Below are 25,268 nucleotides of genomic sequence, written 5' to 3'. Positions count from 1 at the left end.
TTTACGTCATGCCTGCAGGTCGCGCATGAAATTGTCTCGCCAGACAGAGACGTTGTTCTCGCGAAGTTGCGTGAACATCTCGGCGTGACGGGCCTTTCGTTCGGCCAGCGGCATGGCGAGCGCTGTGGCCAGCGCGTCGGCCATGCCGGCGATATCGAGCGGATTCACGATCAGCGCGCCGTTCAGTTCCTGCGCCGCGCCTGCAAATTGCGATAACACCAGCACGCCCGGATCGTCCGGGTCCTGCGCCGCCACGTATTCCTTCGCGACCAGATTCATGCCGTCGCGCAAAGGCGTGACGAAACCCACGTGCGACGCATGGAACAGCGCGGCGAGCACCGGCCGCTCGTATTGCCTGTGGATATAGCGGATCGGCGTCCAGTCCAGTTCTGCGTATCGGCCGTTGATCCGGCCGGATTCCGCCTCGAGTTGGAGGCGGATGTCCTTGTACGTGTCCATGTCGGCGCGTGTGGGCGGTGCGATCTGCACGAACGATACGTTGTTACGTTGTGCCGGCTGATGTTCAAGCAACTTCTCGAACGCGCGAAATCGCTCGACGAGGCCCTTCGAATAATCCAGTCGATCCACGCTCATGATCAGCTTGCGATCACGCAACGTGGTCTTGACCGTCTGCACCTCGCGCCCGCTTTCACCGTCTTTGGCGAGCGCGGCGATTTCATCGGGATAGACGCCGATCGGATAAGCGCCCGCCCTCAGCGTCCTGCCGAACGCGCCCACGGCATTCGGCTCGCCAGCGATGCGCGTAACCGTGCCATTTGCCTCCGTCTCGATGTAATCGCAAAACGCGCGCAAATCGGGCGCGGTCTGGAAACCGAGCAGATCGTAGGAACACAACGCCTCGACGAGCACGCGATGACGCGGCACGCTCAACAGAACCTGCGCTGCTGGAAACGGAATGTGCAGGAAAAAACCGATGCGGTTCGTCACGCCCTCGTCGCGCAACGCCTGCGCGAACGGGATCAGGTGATAGTCGTGGACCCAGATGACATCGTCCGGTTTCAGCAATGGCGCGAGTTGCTTCGCGAGCCATCGATTCACGCGGCAATAACCATCGAATTCATCGCGATCGAACTGGATCAGATCCGGCCGATAGTGGAACGCCGGCCAAAGCGTGGCGTTCGAAAAGCCACGGTAATACTGGTCGTAGTCCCGCTGCGCGAGCCCGATGGTCGCAAACGTCACACGCCCGCGTTCTTCGAGCTTGATGCCCTCGGGCGCTTCGGCCACTACGTCGCCGCTCCAGCCGAACCACATACCGCCGGTTTCCTTCAACGCATCGTAGACGCCCACTGCCAGGCCGCCCGCCGCCGGGCCGCCTTCGGAAATTGGCGCGACGCGGTTCGAAACGATGATCAGGCGGCTCACGAACGCGTTCCTTGAATATCTGCCACGCCTTGCAGCCATTCAATCAACGCGCTCACCGAATCGATGCGGGCATGCGCGAGCGTATCGCCCGCGCCGACCTTGATTGAAAGCCCGTTGCGCTCGTTCACGACCGCGAAGCCCTTCTCGTCCGTCAGATCGTCGCCGATAAACACCGGCCGCCGCCCAGTAAAAGGCGGTTCATCGAGGAAAGCGCGCACGGCGCGGCCTTTATCGACGTCCTTCGGTTTGATCTCGTAGACCATCTTGCCGGGCTGCAGGACGTAGGCATCGGCGTATTGCGCGACGAGTTTCTCCGTCGCCTCCCGCGCCGCCGGACCGCGATCCGGCGCATTGCGGTAATGAAGCGCGAGCGCCGCGCCCTTGATCTCGAGCAGCATGCCGGGATTCGCCTTCATCACGCCTTCGAGCACGTGTTCCATGCGCATCAAGCGTTCGTCGTTGAAACCCACGCGATGCACGTCCGCGTTCGAATCCCGGCGCTCGGCGCCATGAAGACCGGCGACGGGGATATCGGGCATCTTCAAAAACGAGTCGATGCTCTCGATCCCCCGCCCCGACACGATCGCCACTGCGCCGTTGGTCGCGCGGCGCAACGCGGCAAGAATCGGCGCCACGGCCGGCGACACAACTACGCCATCAGGCGTGGAAGCCAGTTCGACGAGCGTGCCGTCGAAATCGAAGAAAAAAGCGGTCTCGGCGAGCGGAAGTTTTTCAGGAAGGTTTTGCATCGATATCTGCCTTTTAGCCGGGAACGGCCGGAAAGTACGCGCATGTTGAAGCGCCAAGTCGGCCTTTTAGGTACGCCCGCAGCGGGAACGCCCTTGGGAGAAAGCGGCGTGGATGCACTCCATAACGAACGAACAGCCCATACCGTGCACTCGAACCTTGCAAATCGCTTCGATCGGCCGACAGACCGCGATCCCGAGAATGTGCGGCAAATCGCCACGAAGTGCCGCCCAAATTCATGGATGCGCGGCGAAGGCCTCTATTCTGAGATAAAGTCGGGCCCGCATGGCGTCACGAAACATCTTGTGACGAATCATCCGATCTTGTGGATTCATGCATCCCACTTTGTCCGAGTCGCAAAATGTCTTCCTGGTCCCGGTTTCATCGCGCAGGCCGCGTGTACGCCTTGCTTGCCGCGCTGGTTTTCAGTGCCGCGCTCACGGCATGTTCGCATCACGACGCGGCGCCCTGGAAACTGACCGATGTCACGGGCCATCTCCCCGACCTCGATTTCAATCTCACCGACGACACCGGCAAACCCGCTACCGGCCAGTCGTTCGCGGGGAAAACCACGCTCGTCTACTTCGGCTACACGCATTGCCCGGACGTGTGCCCGGAAACCATGGCGCGGCTGATGCAGGTCTTGCAGCAACTCGGACCTGACGCAAAGAACACGCGCATCGCCTTCATCACCGTCGACCCCGCCCGCGATACAGCGGCGGCGCTGCACGACTACGTGCGCGCGTTCGACGCGGAACATGCGATCGGCCTGACGGGCACGGATGGGGCAATTGAAGGGCTTGCGAAGCGGTATCGCGTGGCTTATCAGATGGAAAAACGCGATCCGTCGGGCGCATACGACGTCACGCACAGCTCGGCCGTCTATATCTTCGATACCCACGGCCACGCGCGTTTGCTCGCGACCGAAAATGATTCCATCGAAAACATCACGACCGACCTGCGCCGCGTGATCGATTCGCCGTCCTAACGCGACGAACTCAAGCGACGCATCCAGATATGCGGGATGTCGTCGTCGAGATGAATGTCCGAGATGGGTTCGAAGCCGAAGCCTGCGTAGAAGCGCTGGAGATGCGCTTGGGCGTGAAGGCGGATTGCGTGGCTCGGCCATTGCGTCGCGATATGCGCGAGCGTGCGTTCGAGCATCGCCTGACCGAGACCTATGCCCCGGAACGGAGCCCTCGTGAGAACGCGCCCGATGCGAACGTCGGCATTCTCCGCGACGCCGGTTTCATCGGGTGGCAGAACGCGCAGATAGCCGGCCAGTTCGGCGTTGGCCGTTTGGCTCAGCACAAGCAGATGCCATGCATCGGTATCCTGACCGTCTATATCGGCATACAAACACTGCTGCTCGATCACGAACACTTCGCTGCGGGCGGCGAGCATGGTGTAGACATCAGACGCGCCAAGTTCGCTGAACGCGGCCCAGCGCCATTCGAAGTCGGAGTGGAGGTCGGTCATGGATTCATTTCACCTCAAGAAGATTTGATGTCGGATGCAACGTGCAAACGCCAGCGCCAAAACAAAAAGCCCCGACCAAGTCAGGGCTTTTTTGTTTTGAATCCTGGAGGCGCGAGCCGGAGTCGAACCGGCCTAAACGGCTTTGCAGGCCGCTGCGAAGTATTCAAAATCAAAAGCTTATGACATTTAACCGCGTCATTTAACCACTCACGCTCCTTCGAATCGATGTCATGATACAGGTTCGACGTTCGGATATACTGTTTATACATACAGTACTGAACCGATAAGACGAGACACTTCCAGCCTTATGGAAATAATCGCCTTTGCCGGGAATGCGAGCACTATGCCGGACTAGATGGCTCAGGAAGCAACACGGTCTGCGTGCGTGGCCTCGACGTTTCGATCAACCCAGGCCCGGAAAAAGGATGTGCCTTTTGGGTACGAGCCACTGGAGCGGATGACGATATTCAAATCCATCAATCGAACGCGTGGCATCGATACAAAAGTTGGTGATATTCAGGTGCAGTTGCATTAATTTCGTGTAACTCGCGGCGGCCGACGGGTTTAGGTATCATTTACGTTTTAACCCACACCTTGAATCAACATGACGCTTGCACAACAAATACAACTTGAAAATCTCAAAGGCGAACTTCAGCCGCTGATCGACAAAATCAAAATGCAAAACGAAGAGTTAATTGTCGCAGCGGTCAAAGCAGCGGTTCACCAATTCCACGAGCATTTTACAAAGGCGGGTTTCACTCTATCAGGTGCGTTGCCGAACCCCATCGTTGCAAAATACCAAAGTTTGCAGTATGTCCTCAATACGGACACTACGCCAAAGAGCGCTGCATTCGCGGTGTTCCAAACTGGTCAAGTTGGTCAGGGCCATAAACTGACACCTGTTTTCCTTCGTCGCGCGGGTTATTCCGGGCCGAAAGTCGTCATTCGCACCGGCGCTCCAGACCCCGTCAAAGACTTGCAGAGCTCTATCCAGGAGGCAACTAAAACCCTTGAGGGGCCTCCTTTGCAATTGACTTTTCAAGTTGAACAATCCGGTAGCACGAATTCCAAACCTCTCCTTAAGTCGTACGATTCATTTGCAAAGGTCCTGCAAGATCTCGCGCCGTAGTCCGCACGCCGCTTAATGCGAAAAAAGAGCCCGCGAACGTGGGCTCTTCTCGTTTTAAATGATCAAAAAAGAATTTCAAGATTGCGTCGGGCAATAAACTGATGTTAACTTCGGCACTCAATTACAAAAACTTGCCGGGGCAAAAATATGAAAAGAACCTTCCTTCCGTTATTTGCATGTTTCGCAATGGCTGCCTGCGGGGGCGGCGACGGCGGCGCAGGGGCGGCCGCAAAAGTCGCAAATATTTCGTTCTATGGGAATCCGCTTCCGAGCGTTGCTGCCGGCGCGGCCGTCGCGAAAATTGCTGTCGCGCCCGCGACTTCGGACACTGCGGCATCAGACGGAGCCGCAACCACGGTCAAGACATTGACAGACGCACTGGCCGCTCAAGGCGTAACCGCTTCAGTAACACCCCAGGTGTTGAACGGCACGGGGTTGCACGCTCTGATCATGGGCGAAAACAATGGCTTGCCGCCGACCGACGATCAATTCAAGACCGATCAAAACGGCTGGCTTGTCGTCAACTTTGAGCTCGACGACATGGTCACGCCCATGGACGATCCGAAGCAACAGGCGGCGCTTGCGACATTTCAACAGGACATGTTCACATTCATCCGCCGGGCCGGTGTAACCGGCAAATTTGTTTTCATCATTTTGCCGATACCAACCTGCGACGCGCAGACCGGCCATAGTGCCGCAGATGGATTGATTCAGGCCATATCCGGAGCCACGGCCCAGGCGCTCGCATTTCCTGTTGGAGGACTACCCTCAAATTGGGTAGTTGATCAAAACGGCGTTGCGACGAACACATTCACACAAGGCCACCTCGGTGATGATTGCCGAACTCCTGATGCATATCTCCTTAACGCATGGACCACGTCCATCGCCACGCGCATCGCGCCAGCTCTGAAAGAAAAGCTCGGCTCCTAACTAATTGCCGTTATCGGTGGCTCCGATAACGGCAAGTCCTCCGCTACTGCCCGATGTATCCCTGATCCTGCAACGTCTTTACGTACAGCTGCAAATTTGCCAACTTGTCGATCTCGTTTTGATCATCTTCAGCTACTTTGAAAACGCCGCTTGCAGTCGGGCCGTAGAGGTCTGCGAAGGTGGCGGGACCATCAGCGCCATTGGTGGGGGCGGCGCTTTCACCGCTGGCGGCTGAAGGATTACAGGCGGCGGCGGTGACCCGGACGCGCAAGCGTTGAGTGCCAGCGACGAGCTGAGCGCGATAATCCAAAGAATCTTTCGCATGTTTTGAGACCTCATCTGTGAACTGTTTTTCGATAGACGCTACCTGTCCTTCGGTAGCCTGTTGTTTGGCGAGTGCAGCGGAAAGTGACTTTGCCGAATCAGCATTGATCTGCGCGATTGCAGCCGCATGCGTCGCGTTGTCGCGTGCGTGGTCAGCCTGTTCGTGAGCGAGCGACACACCGTCAAGCTTGTGAACGCCGCCGCCAGCGATTGCAGCACCGACTAGCGCCGCAGCAAGGCCTGTCATCAGGTATGGACTCATTGAACCTTTCCTTCGCAAAGCTGGCGCTCGTAGGCGCGACGCGTCACGAGGCCCGGCAGCGCCTTCGGCGGTGATCCTGCATAAATCCATCGGCTAAGCTGCGCGCAGGCAGCTGGCATGTCGCCTGCATTTGCCTGCCGTGCCATCGTCGAGCCGCAGAACTTCGCCGTGCCGACATTGAAAGCAAACGAGATGAACGCCGCGCGTTGGTAATAGGTCATCGGCACCTTCACGCACGCATCAACGCCGTCGGCATGCGATACGAGATCGTCATTCAGGAATTCAGCGCACTGCTCTGGCGTGTAGGGACGTCCGAGCACTGCCGTGGCGGTGTGTCCAGTGCAAGCCGTCACAATGCCGATTGGGTCTTTATAGCCGCGCAACACCGTGCCCTCGAACTTCGGCACACACGTGATGAGGATGCCGGCGCAAGCCGCTCCGACCGTCGCCTGAATCGTCCGTTTTGCGGCCGGCTTATTTGGTGTCGACATTAGTTTTCTCTAGACTGGGTTGTGAGGTGTATGCGCCGACCAGGCCGACTGCCGATATGACGCAGGGCACGGCGAAGATCAACCAGATCGGCAGGCGGTCAACAAATGCGCCAGGCAGCGCTGCCCACACACCTCCGATGAACGGGACTGCCGTGCCCAAGATCAATGCGCGAACGCTGTTGCGCCTGTGCGCCGAGCGCCAGTAGGAAACCAAGCTCATGGCAAAATTTTTCCCCGAATAAAATAAATGACGGCTAACCCTACAAATGAGATCAGCGCCCACATGCCTTTTTTTGTCAGCTCCTCAAGCATCGCGTCGTAAAGCTTGGCGCGTTTTTCAATTCGCTCACTGATGGCGTCGTGATACCGACGATGGCCACTTGGGTCTTCATCCGGGAATGCGTGATAGAGACCGTCGACGCGACCTATCAGCTCGTTTAGAAGTTTTTCGTTGATCTGCGCGCGCGTGATGTTTTCACCGTGGCGCTGATCGAGATCAGCCTTGATTGCCAAGATGGCCTCAGCTATCTCATCTTTTGGTGGCATTCCCGCCCTCGTCTTCATGCCCCGCCAACAGGCGTAAAAAAACCGCCCTCAGGCGGCTGGTGCTTTGCACGTTTTATTTATTCGACTATCTCACCGCCAGCGAACGCATAGCGGTTCGCATAAGGAACAACGGCCGTCCCGTCTGGCATCGGTTCGATAATGCGAGCCTCCGCGTAAAGCAATGGATCCTGTCCCGCCGGAGGCAAGCCATCGACCGGGATCTGCTGCGTGTACATTGGGAACTTGCCCGAGTCCTTAGCATCTTTTGAAAGAAAGGATGCGACTGTCGAATTCGTTATTAGTGAAACAAAGTCGAGCGTGATTTGCTGCACGACGTGATATGTCGCCGACGCGCCAGTGCTCGGCGTTTCGTAATTGGCTGCTATGGGCATTTTTCGTCCTAGAGAAAAGAAATATCGACTGCGAGATACGACCAGCTCAGCGCCTCCTTGAAGCCGGTGTAATTGTTGAAGTTACTTGTGTCGCCGAACATCGTCATTTGTTGGCTCACCGTACCGCCGGACGTGTTGAACGTCGACATCACCACACCGGCATTGCTCGCACCACCCGATGTTCCTCCGGTGCCGAACCCAGGTTGCACACAGGCGATGCCAACACGCTGTGCGACCGAATAAGCTTTCGATCCCTGTGCTGCTGGCCAGGTGCCACTGTCGGTCGTGTACCCGGTTGATCCGACCGCGTACTTCGGATTCCCTTGATTCGATCCCACGATGCGCGGAAATGGCTTTGTGACATCGGCAACGAGAACGCCTTGGGCATTGAAAACCTGCAAGCCAAAGTTGCTACCACCCGGAATCGCGCTTACCTGATCGAACACGTAGCAAGTGACGGGAACCGAAGCACTTCCGACGACGACAACCGACCAATTGCTACCGGACTTCGTCCAAGTCATTGGCACGCAATAACCGCCCGGGCATTCAAACACCACGAATGGATTCGTCGCCGCAAACGTGAAGGTGGTCTGATTACCCTGTGAGCTGTATCGAGTGGTGTCTGCAATTGTGTACACCAGAAACCCGGCGAAGCTCATCGTCTGCGTTATCTTTTGTCGCAGTTGGATATTGCCGAGTCCCACATCGCTATCAATCTGCGCGACATTTGAACCATCTTGCGCGAAGCACTGAAATCCGACTGGCATCAATAGATCCCGTAAAACAAAGTACCTTGGATGTGGATATTGTGACTACCCGCACCTGCTGAGTATGTCCAACTGATGGTATTTGCCGAGACCGTGAAAATGGGACGGCTGACGTCCATATTTTGAAACCCCCAGATCTGGGATGGTTGGAACGCGAACCAAACAGTGCCGCCAGACAGCCTGGAGTCGGTCACGCTGTTGTTGTCGGGCCCGATTGGCGCAGACCCCACAAAACGAGGAAGGCGCGATGTGATATCGACGATCAAGTTACCCGATGCGTCCCAAACTTGAAGTCCTGCTGGCATCTACGTCCCCGGTTGCCAAACACCCCACCGAACGCGAAGTGTCCCATTGTTGTCGTAGGCTCGGCCGCCGGAATTGTCACTCACCGCATATCCGCTTCCCGCGTTGGCGCCATTGAACGTTATCCCTGAGTTCTTATTCAGTATCCAAAGCGGCTGTCCATTCGCGCCGACCGCAGTGGCTTGAATAACATCGGCGATTTGCGCACTTCCAATCCACGCTGTTCCGATCAGCGCTTGCGCAATGAACACCTGGCCGCCTTGCACCACGAATGGAGCAGTAACAGCGCTGCCATTTGGATCGATGATCGCAACACGGTTTGCGGCCAATAGGATTTGCGATTCGATAATCCCACTTGCGTTGTCCGTCCCAACACCAATAGACGACATGTATGTACGGCCGTTGACGCTGATTGACGTCTTGATCGTGTACGCAGAGCTGACCTTGCCGCTCAAGTCGGCATATGCACTCGCATTCGTTTGGACGGATGCCGAAAGGGCCGGCAATTTATTATTTGTGACGTCCGCGACACTCGTTTGAACAGTGGTGATCTGCTGCGCTGCCGCGCTATCGGCATCGACGCGCGCCTGCGTTTCGGTCTGCACTGCGGCAATCAGTTGCGTGCTGCTGCTTGTGATCTGCGCGGTGACAGTATCGACATTCTTTGCAATTGCGAGGTCGGCTTCGGCGCGAGCGCTCTGTTCCGACCACACGCCGGCGTACACCTGCGTCGATCCAGCATAGTCCCCGGTTGACCCAGCGAGAGGAGGCACCAATACCTGTGCGCTGACAATGTCGAGCCGTTCGGCCAACGCAGAGTCACCATCGACGCGATTCTGGGTCTCCTGCGTCAGAGCCGCACTTGTATCAGTGACCTCCTGTTGAAGATCCGGGATCGCATCGATTTTTGCGAGTAGCGACTTCCCCAGTGCAGACTCCTCGATCACTCCCGCAAAGTAACTGTTGTACTCACCGTCGGCGTTCGTAAGGGTCGTACCTTGCACGCCTGGATCTCCGGCTGGATACCAAGGGCCGATGTTTCCAGACGTGTCGAAAAGCCGAACCCAGAAAAAAAATTCTTGCCCGGCGGACAACCCCATGATGCTGGCCTTGGCCTGCGGGTACGCATAGTCGGACTGCTTCACAGCATCCGAACGTGCCGGCGTTCGGCTATACCAAAGCTCTGTGCGTTGCGTGTCACCGGCCGACCCATCGGCCGGATACGTCCAGATGACATCGATCCCGAAGATCTGCGAAACGGTTGTGAGCGATGCTACCGAAGGCGGCGGGCTGGTTTTTCCCGTGAGCGGCGTAAGCACGCTGTACGCAGGAATTGACGTCACATCCATTGCATTTACGGCACGCACGCGCGCGATATAGCCGCCTTGGTAGATGCCATGCACTTCAGCCTGAAGGCCGCCGACGGCATTCATCGGAATCCACTCGCCGTTGTCCTTCTGCCACTCCGGAATGTACGAAACGGCCTTGTCCGCGGAGTCCCACGCAATTACCAGTGTGGTGCGCGCAATGCCTTGGTCAATGGCCGAGTATGTCGAGAGTCGCACGTTTGACGGGGGCGATTGCACGGAAGGCGGAATGACAGTAACCGGCCGCACTTGAATTGCCGCACCGTCATCGATCGCAGAGTATTTTCCCGGTTCGTACTGGGTCGCATTAACCGTGTATGAAATCTGCCCATTGTCCGAGCTTTCTTGAACGCTCACCACCCGAAATAATTGCGACGCCAAGTCAGCGCTTTCAAGCATCCACACGGCTCCCGAAACCGGCGCGGAGTCGTACTGTGTGGCGAGCGTAATCGTGTCTCCCGCGATTGACTGAACGGTGCGTGCTTGCGCTATTCCGGTGGGCAGAATTGCCGTCAGTACATCGCCGGCCTCTGCCGCCGGCGCTTTGTCGAGCGTAACGTGCGCGCCGTCAACGGTTCGCACCCGCCCGCCTATGCGTCGTCCCGCCTTGTCCGGATCCGCAACAGCAATGATCTGGCCAGGCGCGCAGAGCGTACCGTCCAAGCCGACTGCGAACGAAACTGTGTTTGTTTCGTACCTGCTTGTGAGCAACGTCCACAATCCAAGACGGTGAGCCTGCCCTTGCGAAGTCGTGCCGAAGGCTGTGATCTGCGCCTTCGTTACTCCATACCGAGAGATCCCATCGTCATCTGAAACGTATTCGACCGCCTGCTTATAGGAATTTGCCGGATCGTTCCAGCTTACAAGCGCAACGGTGTACCGTGTTTTCAGCGCGGAACCGACATAGGTGAACGGGCCATCGACTCCACGGTTAGCCGCAGTGTAGACATACACCGGGTCGGCAGGCATATCAGACCGCGCAACGACGCTTCCCGGTCCCCAATACGAGATACCCCGAAAGACGCTCGCCAGATCCTGAAGGACCTTATACGCGTCCGCTTGCGACTGGATACAGGCGTTGCACGTGAACCGGGGCTCTTGCCCGCCCTTTCCGTCCGACACCATCACATCGCAGTAGCGCGCAATGTCGTATAGCCCCCACTTATCTACCATCGAAGCATCGATGCGCTTACCGAGGCCATAACGCAGATTTAGGACGAGATCGTAAAAGATCAAAGCCGGGTTATCAGTCCACGCTTTGTCTTGCTTGAATGTCCCGTCCCAAGCTCCGGCATAGGTACGTGATTCCGGATCGTAGTTCGAAGGGATCGAGACAAGCAGACCCTTAATGTCGTAGGCACGTGTTGGGACGGAACTGAAAGATTTCGCGTTAAACGATATGCCAACCAGCGCGCTATTCGGATATCGCAGCTTGCGGTCAATAATTTCAGTGACTGCCTCGACATTAACCGAGTCGGCGATCAGCGAGCTATGAGCATTCGCGGTGAGTCTGCGGATCCGAACCAACCAGCCCGTTTTGGCCGGCGGCAGTTCGATGCGAATACTGCGCTCATAAAGTGAGGTGGTCTTTCCATCGAACGCGCCGGTCAAAACCTGCGCGTACATTCCCCCATCTACCGCGACGTCGATCCCGTAGTCAATCCGGTAGCCCGTGATGTCGCCGCTATCAGGGTTAGATTTTTGCAGAGCGGGAACACCTAGTCGGATCCGCACCGCGCTAAGTTGCACGTTTTGTACGGCGTGGACATACGGTGCATCGGATGTCAACGCGACGCCAATCGCCTCCTCGTTTTCGACAGATGGGAAGCCGGACATATATGTCTGATCGCGGGTCCCCAGTCGCGAATCGACGGTGTAGTCCGTGAAATTAGTTGAACCATCCGAATTCTGGATCGGCGTATCGTCTAAATAGATCGACGCAAGGCCATTCACTAGCCCTTGAATCGGCCCTTCCGAAATCAGGTCGATTACCTTTGCATATGCGATTGAATGAAGGCTGTCTGCGTCTTCTGCCATTATTGTTGATCTTCCGAGAAGATTCCTGAGCTAATTACTTTCGAGCCGACCCGCATGCGGCCATACACGAGCGGTACTGGTTCGCCCTGAGCTGCGCTGTTCACAGGTCCGTTGAAGTAGTACGACGTGCCGTTATCTGGCCCGCTTGCACCGGCGAGGCCGCTTTGCTGAGGGCTCAACATCTGGACTACACCGCCAAGTGCCATTGATACGCCCAGACCGATGAGAGTGGGCTGGGCAAACACGACGCCAGCAACAACCAACGCAGCGCCCAGTATCGTTGAGAAGAGTCCGCCGCTTTTGCTCCCAATGAGGATCGGTGCAATCCGGATGTCGTCGTCGCCAACTGGATGAGCGAGCTCCTTTTCTTCAACATTCCGTCGACCGACAAAAACAGCGAACGTCAGACCGGCGTCTTTTGCCGACATCAAGAACTTCTCAAATCCGGGCACAACAACACAAAGGGCTCGAATTGCTTCAGCTGTCGATCCGACAGCAAGTCGATGGACGCGTCCAAATTTTGCAGCCGGCCCGTATAGCCGAATCGTCCTCACTCTATCGTTCACTTTTGATCTCCCACGTAACGAAGCACCGCCTGCAGACTGCGCGCCCACAAACCGCCCCACGATTCACGACGCGATAATTGTCCATAGAAATGATGGATAAACGCTCCGTCGCCAAGATAGACGCCGCAGTGATTTGGTACACCGTTCTTGCTGCGGATTTGCATCAATAGTGCGTCGCCTACCTGCAACTCGACATCAGTCCCGACATTACTAAACCCTGCGCGTTCGTAGTTCTCGATGTAAAGATTCGACCGACCGTCGTTCCACCATTCGTCAGCGCGGGCAATGTCGGGCAGCACAATCCCGCGCTCGATGCGGTACCAATCCCGTCCGAGCGCGTAGCAATCGAGTACGCCGTGCACGAACGTGCGAGACAGCAGCGGCGCGATGAAACCTGTCGGTCCGAATTCGCACCACTCATCGACGCCAATAGATCCATCAATCCTCTTGCTTATGGAGACGATGATCCACTGCGCAATGTCGCTTTTTTCACAAGTTACTTTGTCTTGCGTTCGCGGACGCGCGGTCTCGTCGGGATGTGAATGAGCAAGTGCAACAATCTGCCCGGCGTCCTCCGCATGCGCAAAGTCACGAGGATGCAACGCAAAATCAGTGCGAGGATTCAGAGCGATATTTCGGCATGGGATATACACCTCTTCACCGTCCTTAAGCACGACGAGTCCCACCGCCTCGCGCGGATATTCTGCGATCGCATGATCTGCAATCGCGTCCTTTATGTCATCGTTCATGGGTTTTTACGACAGGTTGTCGCTGAGCTGACCGCCAAACGGGAGCGGGTTATTGATACCAAAGCGGCATTCGCAACCGCTGGTTTTCATGCTGCACCGGTCAAGCGCCGGGTCATCAGTCGGCACATCCTTTACCGTGAAGTAGACGGTTCCGGTATAGCCGCAATCCTCGTCCCGGTACCGCCACTGGCAACCGGCCGCGATTTGACGCCCGGGTAGTTGCTGACCGCCGAAATCCAACGCGGACGATAAAGTGAACTCGACCTGTACGTTCGTTTCGCTAGTTTTCTGCTCGATGTACCACAGCTCCGGCGCCATCTCCTCATCCGGATCGGCTGTAGGATTCCCGTCAGGAAAATTTACTGCATCGAGGTACTTTGCCAGCGTGCGATGTCGCGTGACGCGTGCGCCCACCATGTCCGCAAGGAATACACACAACGCAGAGATAGTGCCGTTCACGTTGCCGACCGTCAGCGTCGGTTCCGGCTGTTGAGCGTCGGACGTGTGTTCGAACCCGGCCGCCTGAATCGGCCACGGTTTGTATTCGTTGCCCTGCCAATAAATGGACGTCGACTGCAAATGCCCGTGGAATCGCAACATGTCGCCGCCAATGGCCGTGCAATCCACCTCAAATAGTTCGATAAGGGGACCGGGTTCGAGCAACTGAATATCAGCCGAGACAGCCATCAGTTCACCTGTTCAATGGAAAAGCGGCTATACGACGTGTCCGGGCTGCTCGTTACCGAAGACGACGCAGCAAGTTGGATGAAATACCCTTGTCCCAAAGCGAGAGTTCTGGTGATCTCAAACCGGACGTTAAAAAATGCAGCGCCTGTACAAATAAATCGCTCTCGACCCATCACAGCACTGTCTGAACCTCGCACCAAAGCAAGTTCGATCGACGTTCCGGCCACCGGCGCACTTGAGATAAGTACGCTTGCCTGCACTCGATAGGATGCAGTTACGGGTGGTGCAAAAGTATTGGAATTTCCCCAATTTGTTAGCTGATCGACCTCCGCAGCAAAGGTGACCGGTCCTGAATTTGAGAATGTCGAGCCAGCGTGAAAACCATAGATCAATACCTTGCCCGCCGCCGCGTTCCGGAATGCCGCACCTGCTACGGCAAGGCTTGAATATGACGGCGCTCCAGTGAAAATGCCGCCAGCCAAAGGCATATACCCGGGATCGACAATGGGGCGGCCCCGCAGCAGACACCGAATAGCATGAGTCCCGTCCGAATCGAATTTTGCCGATTCTCCCCCTGCCAAGGTAGTCAGCGAAAGGGTGTCCCCCGACCCCGCTGCGATCGCCAGCGTGATCAGCGTCGTACCGATGTTGCGAAGATGTATCACGCCATCGAGTCCCATGATGGCGGCAGTCGGAAAATTGATAGTGCCCGGAGAGGCCAAGCTGATATTGACGCGCTTCCCCACGTGTGCCGCTGTTAATGCTTGCGCCGACGTGATGGTCGCGGCCGCGCTTGTGAGCGTCGCTTGCGCATTGAGCACGTCGACGTTCGAATTCATCTTCGTGTTTGCGTCGCGCGAGGTATCTCCGTCAACCGCGGTAGGAGGTGTACCAAGGGCAATTTTCGAAAGGTTCATTTTTCTTTACGGTGCGAAGGTTTGATCAAACGTCGCTGTGATGGTGTAGACCGTGCCGTTTTTGACTGGCTCGGAATACGTCTCACAAGTGAAAAGCAGTTCCTGGCGCAGCAGCGGTGTCCATAAAAACGCCGTTGCGCCGGCATGCGCATCAAGGAAAGCAAGAATCGCGGAGATGGTGGCCGCGTCATTCACAAACTGAAGGTTGAACGACGACCTCCGGTTGTTAATGCCGTCAGCGACCTTCTGCTCATAGCCGTCGCCGAACTGCGCTTTTCGGACGTGCAGCGTCGCGGTGCCCGACAGGTTTTCGACTGTCGGCACCCAGATAAATGTGTCGGCCATTAAGCGATCCCGTTCTTCATTTTCCAGAGCGCACCGCCCTGCTTGCGCTCATTGACGACGACGGCACGAACCGCTGCCGTGATTTTTTTGTTTAGGTCGTCGCCATTGCTTTGATTTGCTGCGGCGTTCGTCCCGCCTTCAACCCTCACAGGCGCGTTGATATTGATGTCTCCGCCAAGGCTGCTTTGAATCGCGTGATTTGGCGTGATCATCCCCGACGATCCGGGATTGAATAACTCGGGACCTTTTTCGCCGACAAGATATGTTGTTCCTGCACTTACCGGACCGCCGCTTGCGCGCGCTGGTATCGTTCCCCATCCTCCGGTGTTCGACACCAAATTATCGAGCGTGTTGCCGCCTTGAGCGTTTGCCGCGAACGTAGCACCCGAGTTTCCAAAGTAACTTCCCACTGCACCGATCGCCAAATTGAATAGACCAGAAATGGCAGCGCGCGCTTGCATACGAATGATGTCGCTGATGATGCTATCGGCAAGGCTCTTAAAACTGAGCTTTCCAGTCATCGCGAATGATACGAGCGCATCCTCCATACCCTTCGCCATGTCGCTCACCGCGGACTCGGTTTGCGCCGCCATGTTGTGCGCCCCATCCATATAGTTAGCAAGAGCAGCAGTTGCGCCGTTTGTCCAATCGGCCTGCTTGGCCTTTAACGACGAATAGTAGGTGTCATAGTCCTGCAGCGACTGATCGAGCCCTGCTTTTATCTTGGCCGAATCAGCAGCGTATTGTTCGCTGTTGATCGTGCCGCCCTTGGCCGCCTTGGCGAGCTGGTCTTGCTCCCGCTGATACTCCGCGTAAATTGACTTTACTGCCTGCGCATTCTTCAGCGCATCAGAACCCATTCCGAAAGCGTCGAGCTCGCGACCGTATTGGTCCGTTTGGTTTCGTTGGTAGTTCGCCATCGACGAATCAATTTGCGCGGATCTCTCGGCCAACGTCGCCAGCGCCTGCTTGTACGCGACCTGCTTCTCAAGCTCGACGTTGGTCTGCAGTGCCGCACGGATCGCCTCCTGGTCGCTCACCAAGCTTTTCTGCGCCGGCGTGAGCGTTTTGTTTTTCCAATCGCTAATCTCTTGATTGAATTTCGCAAGCTCACTCTCGGCACCTGTCAGCTTGTCCGTCGTCGACAACTGCGCCTCAAGCGACGCTTCCTGATCACGAAGCTGTTGCAACATCCTCGTTCCAGAATCGTCGACGACTGCTTTCGCGCGCGGTGTTCTCGGCGCTTTCTTGTCGGGGTACTTGGCGGCGATCTGCTCCTCGTCGGAAAGCTGCTGCTCCGGACTGAGGTTCAGCGGTATTGCAATGGTGTCGATGTACTTCTGGATCTCTTTCGCACGCCGTTCCGCCGGCGTCGCGAACTGCGAATTCCACGTATCGTAAGAATGCTTCGCGTCGATCAACTCCTGATTTTGCCGGTCGACGCGCGCCTTCGCCTGGGCAACAACAACTGCTGCGTCGCGCTTTGCGATCTGGTCCTGCAGTTCCTTTTCGTCATCATCTGACCATTGGCCGATCGGAGCACGAGCCGCCTTGTTTGCCAACGTGCGCGCGACAATCTGGCCCGGGCTAGCCGCAGCGCCGAATGACCCAACAGCCTCGACAGCACCATTGATCATCGACCTGATATCGCGCCATCCAGCGAGGATGATGCCTTCGTTCGCGGCGATTTCCTTCGTGCGATCGTCCATTGCAGACGAGAAGGCCTCCACAGCAACTTTGGCTGCGCCCGTCGCATCCCCCTGTTTTTCAAGCGCGGCGATCTGGTCGTAGGTTGCGACCGTCAGATAATGATATTGATCATTGAGCTTGACCGAAGCCTGCAGCGGTTCCTCAGCGAGCTTCGTAAAATCGTCGACCATCTGTTTGACCGACACGCTCGTGTATGTCGCAGCATCGGCGGCACTTTTCCCAAGATTGGCAATCTCGTCTCCGGTCAATCGACCGGTGGCCGCTAACGCGGTGACCGCCTCGGCTGCTGTATTGAACGTCGCCCCGCCAGCAGTCGCTGCGGTCGCCATGTCCCGAAGTTGATCGCCGGTCACACCCGCATAACCGCCAGTCAAGATGAGCGCTTCATTCATCTTTTCGTTCTGGCTCGCCACCGAATACATCGCGTAGCCAACAGCTGCGACCGTAAGCGATAACGGGTTGAGTAGCAGATCCAGCGCACCCGCGAGTGACAGCAAGCGCGTGAATGAACTCGCCATCCGAGAAAAATTTCCGCTTGCTGCCTCGCGACCAAGCACGCCGATTTCGTTCGTTACTCCGGAAGTCGCGCCTTCCGCGCCATGCGCCGCCGAGGCAGTAACCGCGAACGTCGCAGCCATTTTTTCGCCCAGTGCAATCTGCTGCTTGCGCAGCTCGATCTCCTTTGCGATCGCAGTGACCTGCTCGGTTTCAGCGGCCGTGAAGCCTGCCATCTGAGCGTCGTACTCGACCATCTGCGCTTTCGACGCCGTCAATGCCGTCAGTTGGCGGCCTAGCGCCTCCGCAACCTTTTCCGCGCCACCGCTGACAGTCGTCGACGCAGCCGCAAACAATACGGACGCCTCGGTCTGAGCCGCCGCCGCTGCAGTGGCAGACGAAGCGATACCCGCATTGGCTTTCTCTGCCGTCGATGCGGCGACCGCCATCGCTTCAACGCTTGCCGCATACCTGTCAGCTGCCACCGTCGAGCTATTGATTGCCGCCGACGCCTCTAACGACGCCTCGACCATCGTCGAAATGCGGGCCGCAGCGGCGGTACTGCTCTCACCCATGGCAGATGTCGACGCCGATGCACGCCCATTCGCGGCGTCGATCGCGTCCATCTTCTCCAGATACGGGGCGATCGCATCGGAGACGCCCATGATTGATGCTTTATACGCAAGCAGCTGGCGCGAGGTCATACCGTACGTGTCCGACATCTTCGCCGCCTGCTGCACAAGGGCATTGATTGACCGTACTGATGCGGTGCTGCCATTCGCGGTGGCCTCGACCACCGCAGCCTGCGAAATCTGAGTTCGACGCGCCAGATCCTCTTGGGACGCTGCGAAGGCCTCTGCACTGCGCCGGGCGCGCTCGGTGCCGGCCTCGTATCCGGTGGCATCAACGCTTACACGAACAACGGTTTCATTTGCCATGCATGAATTCCGCCACTTTGGTTTGAATTACAGCATCGACCGCGTCGGCAGCTTGCTGTTTTTTTGCGTCATAGCCTGGTCGCAGGAATGGCTTGGCCTCCATCTTCGAAGTTCCGAATTCAAGGAAACGTCCGTAAAACGCTTCCTTTGACCAAGTCACGATGTATGAGGCCAACTTGCCAGTCACCGATACATCTTTGTCGTACGCGATCAAGATCGAGTCACGAAGCTTTCCCGGCGTGTGCGTACCGCCCTTGCGCTCGTACACCTTGTCGCCAACTGGCGCACGCAATTTGACTTCCTCGAAAATGACTCGAGCGCCGGCTACTGCAGCCTGCCGCAGCACTGACTCGCGAGCAACGTTCTCAAGCCCGCGCAACACATCGGTCATCGCCTGCAAATTTTCGACACTGAAGTTTTTAGCCATTTCGTTTCGGAAACACCATGGAACGAAGCAGGTTTGATTGCGCGACCGGATCAGCGAGCAAGATGGGCTCGGACCGCTCTGTTTCAGGGTGGCCTAACTCGTTCCACGTCATGAAGTCGAGCGGACCATACGGCTCTTTGCGCACCTTGCTGTTTCGGTTTGCGTTTGCGATCGTCGACGCGATCGTGCCAGCGCGTAAGTCGTCGTAATGCGAGCCTCGTCGATCCAACTCATACGAGGCCATGTACTCGACGAACTCCGCGCTAGTGATGCGCTCCAACAACTCCCTTACTGGGATTCCGAGGTCGACGCTGAGTCGGAGAGCGAATCGCCGCTCGGGGCGGCGTCGGAGTTTTTTACTGCGTCCTCCACCGCTGCAGGACCCATGTCATTCAACCGCACCGCTACTGCCGCGATACGATCCATTGCAATGGCACCTTGAGCACGTAGCGACGCCACGTCTGACTCGTCCAAAACAAGCGCACCCGACTCATCAACCACGGTCGCAAGCAGAAGATCTGCCTGCGATTCACTTATCGGGCGCTTGCCCCCTTCCTTCTTTTGAAAGAAGGCATCGCGCGCCAAACCAGACATCTCCGAGACCAACACCGTCACTCCGTCGCCTCATTCGGGAACATCGACGGCCTCGGTTTTCAGATGGGCAGCGGCCAAGATTGCCGCCTTCGATTCTTTCGTGAGAACTGGCATGAAACTCCTATTATTTGTTGGTTTGATCAGGCCGCTCTTTCAGCGGCCTGCGGCTAACGCAATTGAACTTACAGCGATTACCCTCAGCTTTTATGCGCCGCCGTTCGGGATGTCCGTGACCGGCCCGGTGATCGTCATAGCGACCGTCGTATCAAGGATTTTGTCGACGCCACCAGAGATCGGGAATGTCTTCACAAATGCGTGAAAGGTCGACGCGGTGCCGTCGGGCAAGGTCAACTTGTACATTTTCTTGGTGCTGGCTTTTTGCGACGCCTTCATCGCCAGTTGACCCGGGTCAGCCATATTCACGTTGACGTCGATGGAGAACGATCCCTCGTCGATCAGGCCAAGTAACTTTTCCTTTGCGACTGAATCGAGGTCCGTGGCATCGAGCTCAGTTGCCGAACCATCGAAGCCGGTGAATGACTTGACGTTCGAGACTTTTGTCCATACGGGAGCCAGGTCCGTCCCGGTGTCATTGATTGAGAAGGTTGAACCTTGTGCGGAGATTGCTGTGCTGGTCATAGATGAACCTCTTAGGCAGAAAACCAGATTGAAAAATCGAGACGGGAACCGTAAAGGTTCGTGTCCTCTTCGTGAGTGCTAACCGGACCGCCGATCGGCACACCCTTTACGTCATCGCCGCACAAGACGGCAACTGCTTGGTAAATCAAGGCCGTTGCTTCCACCCGTCCATCGGACCAGACGTTCACCTGGACGCGCGCGTTGACCGTGGTCGACACACCATCAAACGTAGGAGCCAGATCTCCTCCAACGGCTTGGTATGTCATGTAGGGCCGTGCCGTTCCCGGAGGCGCAACGTCCGGAAAGACGCGCTCACTCACAAGAGGGTCCAGTGCCGATCGCACAATCGCGTCGATTGACTCAGCCATCATTCGCTCCGGTTGTGCACGCCAAGTCGACAAAATCATGCGTTGCTTCATCGGGAAGAACGGCAACGATGTCGTACACAGTGGTGCCGTGCAGAACACGCATCGCGGCCGTGATGTCCGTTCGATAACGAATCCGAATGCTGGCCGTCGCCGAATTCGCTTGCGATCCCGATGTCGCAAACTGCTTGCCGTTGAGAAATACGATGCTGGCCCAGATGGGCGTACCAAATGCGAGCCAGTTCTTCGATGGCTGCCCGCTAGAGTCGCGCGTTGAATCTCGGCGCTGGATCTGAATGCGATGTTTCAGCTTGCCTGCTTGCATGTCACACCGCCGGGATGCTGTAGGGGTCCAATAAACCGTCAGCGAACCCGACTTCGGCCACCGGCAACCCCGCAGCGAATTCCTCTCGATTCGCGTAGAGAGACGCCAACCGAAGCTTGATCCAGCTGATCATCGGAGACGGGATGTCTTCCGGATTCGCCCAACCTGCCTCATACCTCACCGTCACCGCATCAGGCTCCCGCGCGGTCTGCGGCCATGGCCCATTGACCGGGCGCAACATCGCCAGCGTCTCGCCCATGACGGCCAGCCGATACGCAGAAGGGTCAAGGGTTTGACGTTGTAAATCACGGTCGAGATACACAACAGAGGTGATCGACCGGATCGGGGGATTGGGCAGAACAATGGAGTCTGGCGCTGCGCGCGACCGCGCTCGATACCAATCAGGATTGATCCAGCCTACGAGATGGCGGTCTTGATGCTTTGCCGAAGGATGCAAAAAGCTACTTTGCGTGAGGACCCAGGACTGCCCGAGGATGCTGCGTTGCATTCGTCGCTCGCACGACGTTCGCGCGGAGGTGATCATCGAGCCGATTAAGTCATCCTCGGCAGAGCCATCGACGCGAAGGTGCAACTTCGCATCATCCAAGGAGATCGGCTCAACGACAGCCTCCCCCGCTACGCGAGAGAGGCCGAACGTCATTGCGGATCGACCAACGACTGTTGCTGTTCGGCCGATTCCGCCGGCGCATCAGCCGCTGGCACTACAGCACGCGCTTCGGTTTCAGCATTCGCTTGTCCAGCCGACGTACCTTGCGCCGATACCTCCGCAGGGGCAGCGGCTGCCGGGGCATCCGGAACCACATGCTCTTTCGGAACGGCACCCAGCTGGTCGCGGGCGTACGCGACGGCATCCGGATCCGAATCGACCAGACCGGCTTTTTCGTGAGCAGTGGCAAGCTTCGCGGGCATGGAAACAACATCGTTGCAAAAATACTGCGACGTGTGGATCCAAGCATTCTGCAACATGCGAACGAGTACATTTTTGGTAGGCATAAGCCCCTCATGAACATACAAGAGAGAAAGGAAGGCGCGCGGACTAGCCGCACGCCGACGACACCGCGTGCTTAAGTCGCGGAGTTTTGGAACGTCTTTGCAGCGCCGCCGATATCCGTCCAAGCACCGCCCGAACGCATCCACGCGAGGAAGCCAACTTGGCCCTTCGACGCGTACGCCGAGTCCGCGAAGCGGAACATCGTCAGGCCCATGACATCGCGGATTTTGTAGTACGAGAAATCGCCGAACGCGATCGGCGTATTGCTTGCGCCAAGCACCGGGGCGTCGTTATTGATCTGGATATCGCTACCGAGCAATTGATCCGGTGACGCCCCCGCGATGCCTGCGTCATAGCTCGGCGTCCAGATCGGACGACCGTTCCCGTCCTTCAGCTTGCGGATGGTCCGACGCGTGCTTTGGTGGAACATCCACTTGCAGTTTGGCCCGGCGTACGCTTCATCGATCGATTCCTGCAGATCCACCAGGTTGTCGAATGTGACGGTGGTCGCGCCACCAGCGGCAGCAACGACGCCGGCAGACAATGATGCGAAGAGGCCCTTCGGTTTGTTTGTGCCATCGCCCGCCGTGAAGTGCGCGTTGGTAATACGGCCCAACCGCGTCGTCAGCCGGTTGCGAACGAATGCCTCGATATCGACCTCCGAGTCCTGAAGCAACTCGATAGGCACCGCGACCACCTTGGACCCGTACTTGAAGACCGACAGCGGGACCGTGCCGAAAGAAGGATCCTGCGCACCGGCGGGCGCGTTTTGGCCGACGATTTCGCCGACTTCGCCCGTGCCGTCGCTCGTCGGGAATTCGATCAAATTGCCTTGCTGAGTCGTGAATACCTCGGCAACCTGACGCATGCCGCCGAATGACTTCAGCGCCTCGATAATCGTCGCCGCGATATCGGTCTGGACGGTGTAGCCACCCTGAGCCGGCGTATCCGTGCTCATCGTGTTACGGATCGCCGTCCACTCAGCCGCTGACAGCGCTTCGTTTCCGCCGCGCAGCCAACGAGCGTATGTCTGCTGTTCGGGCGTCTTGTCTTTGCGGCTTTTGCCGTTCAGGATGTCGGCCGCAGCGCCGGTGATATCGTTGAAATGCTGTTCGGCGTTCGCGTCCAGCATCCGTTGCTCACGCGTGATCTGAGCATCGATGTCGGTGAGCTTCGCGTTCAGCTCCTCCCACGGCGTGTCGCACTTGTTCTCCGCCCACTTTGCGCCCGGATTGTTATCGAGCAGGTTGCGCATCTCTTTAGCGATGGCATTACGTTGCTCCCGCAGAGCTTGAATCGAGATCATATGGTTCCTTTGTCGAATGGTTACTGCAAATGAAAAGGGCCGCACAAATGTGCGGCCCTCGTTCGCCCCAGCGGAAGCGCTTACGGTGCGATTCTTTCCAGAAGCGCCATGCGGCGCTCCAATGTGCTGCGATCCCGGTTAGGCTCGGGCGCCGGCGGCGCAGTCAGCGCCTTCGGGACGTTCGCGTATGCAGACAAATTCCACCGCGCGGCGTCGTTCGTGCCGCCAGCCGCAGCGATGCGATCGGCGAAACCCATATCCTTGGCCTCTGCAGCAGTGAGCCATGTTTCGGCTGTCATCAGCGCGAGTAATTCGTCCTTCGACTTGCCGGTTTTCGCGGCGTAGTCATTCGCAATCGAATCGTCGATCTTGTCGAGCAACGCCGCCGTCGTGCGAAGATCGTCAGCGTTGCCCATCTCGATCGTCCATGCCTTATGGATCATGAAGAAAGCACCGTCCGAGATCTCCACCTCATCGGCCGCCAGCGCGATATAACTCGCTGCGGATGCGGCGACGCCGTCGACGTGGGCAATAACGTTGCTCGAATGTTGCCGGAGCGCAGTGACGATCGCCCGAGCCTCAAACACGTCGCCGCCCGGGCTATTGATACGCAAGTTGATCGTTGGTGCGTCGATCGCCGCCAGCTGCGACACGAACGACTCCGCCGAGATACCCCACCACGGGTCGATCGCGTCATACAGATACATCGTTACCTGGTCATCAGACGCCTTAACAACGGACGACCGCGGCTTGCTCATGTTGTCGCGAATCAAATTAAGCAGCGGGTTTCGTTTCACTTGTGGCTCCTTGTGTCGGTGTTGGTGAATAAAGTTCAGCACCGCCGTCTATCGGGCCGAAATTCTCGTACTTTCTTACTTCGTCGATCGTGAGCCACCCCGGTCCCATCGAACCGCCAATCGCTTGCCGGTAATACGCGCCGAGCTTTTCAAGGTCCCCGCGCAGCAGCGCTCGCCGATCAAATTCGACGATGTATCGGCCGATCCGGAACAGCTTGCGATTGATCTCCTGCTCGTCGCGAACCAAGTGCGGCTGCAGTGTGTAGTTAATGAACGCCTGACTCATCGTCGACATCCCCGCGCCCCAGCTCGATTGTTTTTCGCTCTCGCCAATCATGAACGGGGGCACCCCGAACGCCCGTGCGATGTCGGTAACCTGAAACGCACGAGTTTCGAGCAACTGCGCATCAGTCGCGCTGATCGACAAGCCCTGCGCCTTCGTGCCGCCGGTCAAAATCAGAGGCGCATGCGCGTTATCGCCGCCCGAATAGCGATTTATAAACTCCGCGCGCAACTGCTCGACCACCTCCTGCGGCATCTTGGCTTCGTACTCCAAGACGACGCTAGGTATGACTCCATTCTTGAAGAATTTCCCGCTGTGGTTTTCAGCCGCGATTGCAGTCCCGATACTGTTTCGCGCGCCCCACCGGATTGTGCTCATGCTGCGCACGCCATCCCACCCGAAATTGCAGAAGTGCAGCATGTCGTCCTGGTCGATGCCCCGATAGCTCCCGTCTTCGAACGCAACGTAATAGACGATGCGGTTATTGCGCTTCTCGCCTGCGACGCGCAAGGGATGCAGCGGAATCAGCTCCTGCGGAACCCCGTTTCGATTCCGGACGATGTATGCGTAACCGTCCCCGTGCAACTGCCTGCTCGATTCAATGTATTCCCAAAAGACCGCCGCCGAGCAGCATGCAGCCGGTTCCTCATTAAGCAGCGGGAGATACATGTGATCGTCCACAGGGGTCCGGGTGCCGCCCGGTTGCCGCTGAAACATCTGCACGGGCATTGACGCTTTCGCGCCAGCAATGAGCCGCACACATGCGTAAACCGCAGAAACCCGCATCGCGCTCTGAGGCGTAACTGAAGTTCCCGCGAACGTCGGCTCGACGTTGAACATCTGGGCCATGCCGACGCTGTCGGACGACATTACCGTTTCGCCCTGCTGGTTTTGGACAGCCGGCGTGATCATGGTCGGCTCAACACGCTCAGACGATACTGCCGCCGTTCGGT

General features: G+C 57.3%; 28 protein-coding genes. 3 read left to right on the top strand and 25 right to left on the bottom strand.

What is annotated here, in order from left to right; genetic code table 11:
• Positions 1-6: 6 nt before the first annotated feature.
• On the bottom strand, positions 7-1,386 hold the full coding sequence (otsA, locus tag HB633_RS15225) for an alpha,alpha-trehalose-phosphate synthase (UDP-forming) (protein ID WP_213778895.1): 1,380 nt from the start codon (positions 1,384-1,386) through the stop codon (positions 7-9).
• Positions 1,383-2,135 (bottom strand): trehalose-phosphatase, encoded by a 753-nt coding sequence (otsB, locus tag HB633_RS15220; protein ID WP_213778894.1) that lies wholly within the window; start codon positions 2,133-2,135, stop codon positions 1,383-1,385. The genes otsA and otsB overlap by 4 nt, the downstream gene beginning before the upstream one ends.
• 359 nt (positions 2,136-2,494) lie before the next feature.
• Here otsB and HB633_RS15215 point away from each other — a divergent pair, with 359 nt between their 5' ends.
• Positions 2,495-3,121 carry an SCO family protein gene (locus tag HB633_RS15215; protein WP_213778893.1) on the top strand — a complete coding sequence of 209 codons (627 nt, stop codon included), beginning with the start codon at positions 2,495-2,497 and terminating at the stop codon, positions 3,119-3,121.
• Here HB633_RS15215 and HB633_RS15210 read toward each other — a convergent pair.
• Positions 3,118-3,612 carry a GNAT family N-acetyltransferase gene (locus tag HB633_RS15210; RefSeq protein WP_213778892.1) on the bottom strand — a complete coding sequence of 165 codons (495 nt, stop codon included), beginning with the start codon at positions 3,610-3,612 and terminating at the stop codon, positions 3,118-3,120. The genes HB633_RS15215 and HB633_RS15210 overlap by 4 nt on opposite strands.
• 604 nt (positions 3,613-4,216) lie before the next feature.
• Between HB633_RS15210 and HB633_RS15205 the strand changes: the two genes are divergently transcribed.
• Together HB633_RS15205 and HB633_RS15200 are read left to right on the top strand one after the other, a co-directional pair.
• Positions 4,217-4,741: a hypothetical protein gene (locus tag HB633_RS15205; RefSeq protein ID WP_213778891.1), complete on the top strand. Its 525-nt coding sequence runs from the start codon at positions 4,217-4,219 to the stop codon at positions 4,739-4,741.
• A gap of 147 nt (positions 4,742-4,888) precedes the next feature.
• A complete protein-coding gene (locus HB633_RS15200) occupies positions 4,889-5,671 on the top strand; it encodes a hypothetical protein (protein ID WP_213778890.1) in 783 nt (260 codons plus the stop codon).
• 43 nt (positions 5,672-5,714) lie between these two features.
• On the opposite strand, the gene HB633_RS15195 is transcribed toward HB633_RS15200, so the two are convergent.
• The 22 genes from HB633_RS15195 to HB633_RS15090 all read right to left on the bottom strand — a co-directional run bounded on the left by HB633_RS15195 (position 5,715) and on the right by HB633_RS15090 (position 25,227).
• Positions 5,715-6,257: a lysis system i-spanin subunit Rz gene (locus HB633_RS15195; RefSeq protein ID WP_213778889.1), complete on the bottom strand. Its 543-nt coding sequence runs from the start codon at positions 6,255-6,257 to the stop codon at positions 5,715-5,717.
• Entirely contained in the window at positions 6,254-6,748 is a 495-nt protein-coding gene (locus HB633_RS15190) for a lysozyme (protein WP_213778888.1), read from the bottom strand. The genes HB633_RS15195 and HB633_RS15190 overlap by 4 nt, the downstream gene beginning before the upstream one ends.
• A 216-nt stretch (positions 6,749-6,964) precedes the next feature.
• The gene (locus HB633_RS15185) at positions 6,965-7,294 is read right to left on the bottom strand and encodes a hypothetical protein (protein WP_213778887.1); all 330 of its coding nucleotides are present in this window, start codon (positions 7,292-7,294) and stop codon (positions 6,965-6,967) included.
• A gap of 77 nt (positions 7,295-7,371) precedes the next feature.
• Positions 7,372-7,686 (bottom strand): hypothetical protein, encoded by a 315-nt coding sequence (locus tag HB633_RS15180; protein ID WP_213778886.1) that lies wholly within the window; start codon positions 7,684-7,686, stop codon positions 7,372-7,374.
• A gap of 8 nt (positions 7,687-7,694) precedes the next feature.
• Entirely contained in the window at positions 7,695-8,453 is a 759-nt protein-coding gene (locus HB633_RS15175) for a hypothetical protein (protein WP_213778885.1), read from the bottom strand.
• A 305-nt stretch (positions 8,454-8,758) separates the two neighbouring features.
• Complete coding sequence (locus tag HB633_RS15170; protein ID WP_213778884.1) at positions 8,759-12,160, bottom strand: phage tail protein; 3,402 nt, start codon at positions 12,158-12,160, stop codon at positions 8,759-8,761.
• Positions 12,160-12,726 (bottom strand): tail assembly protein, encoded by a 567-nt coding sequence (locus tag HB633_RS15165; RefSeq protein WP_213778883.1) that lies wholly within the window; start codon positions 12,724-12,726, stop codon positions 12,160-12,162. The genes HB633_RS15170 and HB633_RS15165 overlap by 1 nt, the downstream gene beginning before the upstream one ends.
• Positions 12,723-13,475 (bottom strand): C40 family peptidase, encoded by a 753-nt coding sequence (locus HB633_RS15160; RefSeq protein WP_213778882.1) that lies wholly within the window; start codon positions 13,473-13,475, stop codon positions 12,723-12,725. Before HB633_RS15160 ends, HB633_RS15165 begins: the two co-directional genes overlap by 4 nt.
• 6 nt (positions 13,476-13,481) lie before the next feature.
• Positions 13,482-14,162, bottom strand: a complete 681-nt coding sequence (locus HB633_RS15155) for a phage minor tail protein L (protein ID WP_213778881.1) — start codon at positions 14,160-14,162, stop codon at positions 13,482-13,484.
• A complete protein-coding gene (locus HB633_RS15150) occupies positions 14,162-15,079 on the bottom strand; it encodes a hypothetical protein (protein ID WP_213778880.1) in 918 nt (305 codons plus the stop codon). Before HB633_RS15150 ends, HB633_RS15155 begins: the two co-directional genes overlap by 1 nt.
• 6 nt (positions 15,080-15,085) lie before the next feature.
• Entirely contained in the window at positions 15,086-15,424 is a 339-nt protein-coding gene (locus HB633_RS15145) for a phage tail protein (RefSeq protein ID WP_213778879.1), read from the bottom strand.
• Positions 15,424-18,567, bottom strand: a complete 3,144-nt coding sequence (locus tag HB633_RS15140) for a phage tail tape measure protein (protein ID WP_213778878.1) — start codon at positions 18,565-18,567, stop codon at positions 15,424-15,426. The genes HB633_RS15145 and HB633_RS15140 overlap by 1 nt, the downstream gene beginning before the upstream one ends.
• On the bottom strand, positions 18,557-18,994 hold the full coding sequence (locus HB633_RS15135; protein ID WP_213778877.1) for an HK97-gp10 family putative phage morphogenesis protein: 438 nt from the start codon (positions 18,992-18,994) through the stop codon (positions 18,557-18,559). The genes HB633_RS15140 and HB633_RS15135 overlap by 11 nt, the downstream gene beginning before the upstream one ends.
• A 288-nt stretch (positions 18,995-19,282) precedes the next feature.
• Positions 19,283-19,609 carry a hypothetical protein gene (locus HB633_RS15130; protein ID WP_213778876.1) on the bottom strand — a complete coding sequence of 109 codons (327 nt, stop codon included), beginning with the start codon at positions 19,607-19,609 and terminating at the stop codon, positions 19,283-19,285.
• A gap of 183 nt (positions 19,610-19,792) precedes the next feature.
• A complete protein-coding gene (locus HB633_RS15125) occupies positions 19,793-20,227 on the bottom strand; it encodes a phage tail tube protein (RefSeq protein ID WP_213778875.1) in 435 nt (144 codons plus the stop codon).
• A gap of 11 nt (positions 20,228-20,238) precedes the next feature.
• Positions 20,239-20,595 carry a DUF3168 domain-containing protein gene (locus HB633_RS15120; protein WP_213778874.1) on the bottom strand — a complete coding sequence of 119 codons (357 nt, stop codon included), beginning with the start codon at positions 20,593-20,595 and terminating at the stop codon, positions 20,239-20,241.
• Complete coding sequence (locus tag HB633_RS15115) at positions 20,588-20,917, bottom strand: phage head closure protein (RefSeq protein ID WP_213778873.1); 330 nt, start codon at positions 20,915-20,917, stop codon at positions 20,588-20,590. The genes HB633_RS15120 and HB633_RS15115 overlap by 8 nt, the downstream gene beginning before the upstream one ends.
• Before the next feature lies 1 nt (position 20,918).
• Positions 20,919-21,578, bottom strand: coding sequence for a head-tail connector protein (locus tag HB633_RS15110; protein ID WP_213778872.1), 660 nt, complete (start codon positions 21,576-21,578; stop codon positions 20,919-20,921).
• Entirely contained in the window at positions 21,575-21,931 is a 357-nt protein-coding gene (locus HB633_RS15105) for a hypothetical protein (protein ID WP_213778871.1), read from the bottom strand. The genes HB633_RS15110 and HB633_RS15105 overlap by 4 nt, the downstream gene beginning before the upstream one ends.
• A 71-nt stretch (positions 21,932-22,002) precedes the next feature.
• Complete coding sequence (locus HB633_RS15100; protein WP_213778870.1) at positions 22,003-23,235, bottom strand: phage major capsid protein; 1,233 nt, start codon at positions 23,233-23,235, stop codon at positions 22,003-22,005.
• A gap of 80 nt (positions 23,236-23,315) precedes the next feature.
• A complete protein-coding gene (locus HB633_RS15095) occupies positions 23,316-24,074 on the bottom strand; it encodes a head maturation protease, ClpP-related (protein WP_346730317.1) in 759 nt (252 codons plus the stop codon).
• The gene (locus HB633_RS15090; RefSeq protein WP_213778869.1) at positions 24,010-25,227 is read right to left on the bottom strand and encodes a phage portal protein; all 1,218 of its coding nucleotides are present in this window, start codon (positions 25,225-25,227) and stop codon (positions 24,010-24,012) included. The genes HB633_RS15095 and HB633_RS15090 overlap by 65 nt, the downstream gene beginning before the upstream one ends.
• Between the last annotated feature and the right edge of the window lie 41 nt (positions 25,228-25,268).

Origin of the sequence: Caballeronia sp. dw_276 (assembly GCF_018449635.1) — a bacterium.
Lineage (GTDB): Bacteria > Pseudomonadota > Gammaproteobacteria > Burkholderiales > Burkholderiaceae > Caballeronia.
Note: the sequence above shows the minus strand (reverse complement) of the source record. Positions and strands in the feature narration are given on the sequence as shown.

What these genes read in the sequence shown, in the direction of transcription:
- otsB (WP_213778894.1), bottom strand. Translation starts at nt 2,135, where the DNA reads ATGCAAAACCTTCCTGAAAAACTTCCGCTCGCCGAGACCGCTTTTTTC.
- HB633_RS15215 (WP_213778893.1), top strand. Translation starts at nt 2,495, where the DNA reads ATGTCTTCCTGGTCCCGGTTTCATCGCGCAGGCCGCGTGTACGCCTTG.
- HB633_RS15210 (WP_213778892.1), bottom strand. Translation starts at nt 3,612, where the DNA reads ATGACCGACCTCCACTCCGACTTCGAATGGCGCTGGGCCGCGTTCAGC.
- HB633_RS15205 (WP_213778891.1), top strand. Translation starts at nt 4,217, where the DNA reads ATGACGCTTGCACAACAAATACAACTTGAAAATCTCAAAGGCGAACTT.
- HB633_RS15200 (WP_213778890.1), top strand. Translation starts at nt 4,889, where the DNA reads ATGAAAAGAACCTTCCTTCCGTTATTTGCATGTTTCGCAATGGCTGCC.
- HB633_RS15195 (WP_213778889.1), bottom strand. Translation starts at nt 6,257, where the DNA reads ATGAGTCCATACCTGATGACAGGCCTTGCTGCGGCGCTAGTCGGTGCT.
- HB633_RS15190 (WP_213778888.1), bottom strand. Translation starts at nt 6,748, where the DNA reads ATGTCGACACCAAATAAGCCGGCCGCAAAACGGACGATTCAGGCGACG.
- HB633_RS15185 (WP_213778887.1), bottom strand. Translation starts at nt 7,294, where the DNA reads ATGCCACCAAAAGATGAGATAGCTGAGGCCATCTTGGCAATCAAGGCT.
- HB633_RS15180 (WP_213778886.1), bottom strand. Translation starts at nt 7,686, where the DNA reads ATGCCCATAGCAGCCAATTACGAAACGCCGAGCACTGGCGCGTCGGCG.
- HB633_RS15175 (WP_213778885.1), bottom strand. Translation starts at nt 8,453, where the DNA reads ATGCCAGTCGGATTTCAGTGCTTCGCGCAAGATGGTTCAAATGTCGCG.
- HB633_RS15170 (WP_213778884.1), bottom strand. Translation starts at nt 12,160, where the DNA reads ATGGCAGAAGACGCAGACAGCCTTCATTCAATCGCATATGCAAAGGTA.
- HB633_RS15160 (WP_213778882.1), bottom strand. Translation starts at nt 13,475, where the DNA reads ATGAACGATGACATAAAGGACGCGATTGCAGATCATGCGATCGCAGAA.
- HB633_RS15155 (WP_213778881.1), bottom strand. Translation starts at nt 14,162, where the DNA reads ATGGCTGTCTCGGCTGATATTCAGTTGCTCGAACCCGGTCCCCTTATC.
- HB633_RS15150 (WP_213778880.1), bottom strand. Translation starts at nt 15,079, where the DNA reads ATGAACCTTTCGAAAATTGCCCTTGGTACACCTCCTACCGCGGTTGAC.
- HB633_RS15145 (WP_213778879.1), bottom strand. Translation starts at nt 15,424, where the DNA reads ATGGCCGACACATTTATCTGGGTGCCGACAGTCGAAAACCTGTCGGGC.
- HB633_RS15140 (WP_213778878.1), bottom strand. Translation starts at nt 18,567, where the DNA reads ATGGCAAATGAAACCGTTGTTCGTGTAAGCGTTGATGCCACCGGATAC.
- HB633_RS15135 (WP_213778877.1), bottom strand. Translation starts at nt 18,994, where the DNA reads ATGGCTAAAAACTTCAGTGTCGAAAATTTGCAGGCGATGACCGATGTG.
- HB633_RS15125 (WP_213778875.1), bottom strand. Translation starts at nt 20,227, where the DNA reads ATGACCAGCACAGCAATCTCCGCACAAGGTTCAACCTTCTCAATCAAT.
- HB633_RS15120 (WP_213778874.1), bottom strand. Translation starts at nt 20,595, where the DNA reads ATGGCTGAGTCAATCGACGCGATTGTGCGATCGGCACTGGACCCTCTT.
- HB633_RS15115 (WP_213778873.1), bottom strand. Translation starts at nt 20,917, where the DNA reads ATGCAAGCAGGCAAGCTGAAACATCGCATTCAGATCCAGCGCCGAGAT.
- HB633_RS15110 (WP_213778872.1), bottom strand. Translation starts at nt 21,578, where the DNA reads ATGACGTTCGGCCTCTCTCGCGTAGCGGGGGAGGCTGTCGTTGAGCCG.
- HB633_RS15105 (WP_213778871.1), bottom strand. Translation starts at nt 21,931, where the DNA reads ATGCCTACCAAAAATGTACTCGTTCGCATGTTGCAGAATGCTTGGATC.
- HB633_RS15100 (WP_213778870.1), bottom strand. Translation starts at nt 23,235, where the DNA reads ATGATCTCGATTCAAGCTCTGCGGGAGCAACGTAATGCCATCGCTAAA.
- HB633_RS15090 (WP_213778869.1), bottom strand. Translation starts at nt 25,227, where the DNA reads ATGATCACGCCGGCTGTCCAAAACCAGCAGGGCGAAACGGTAATGTCG.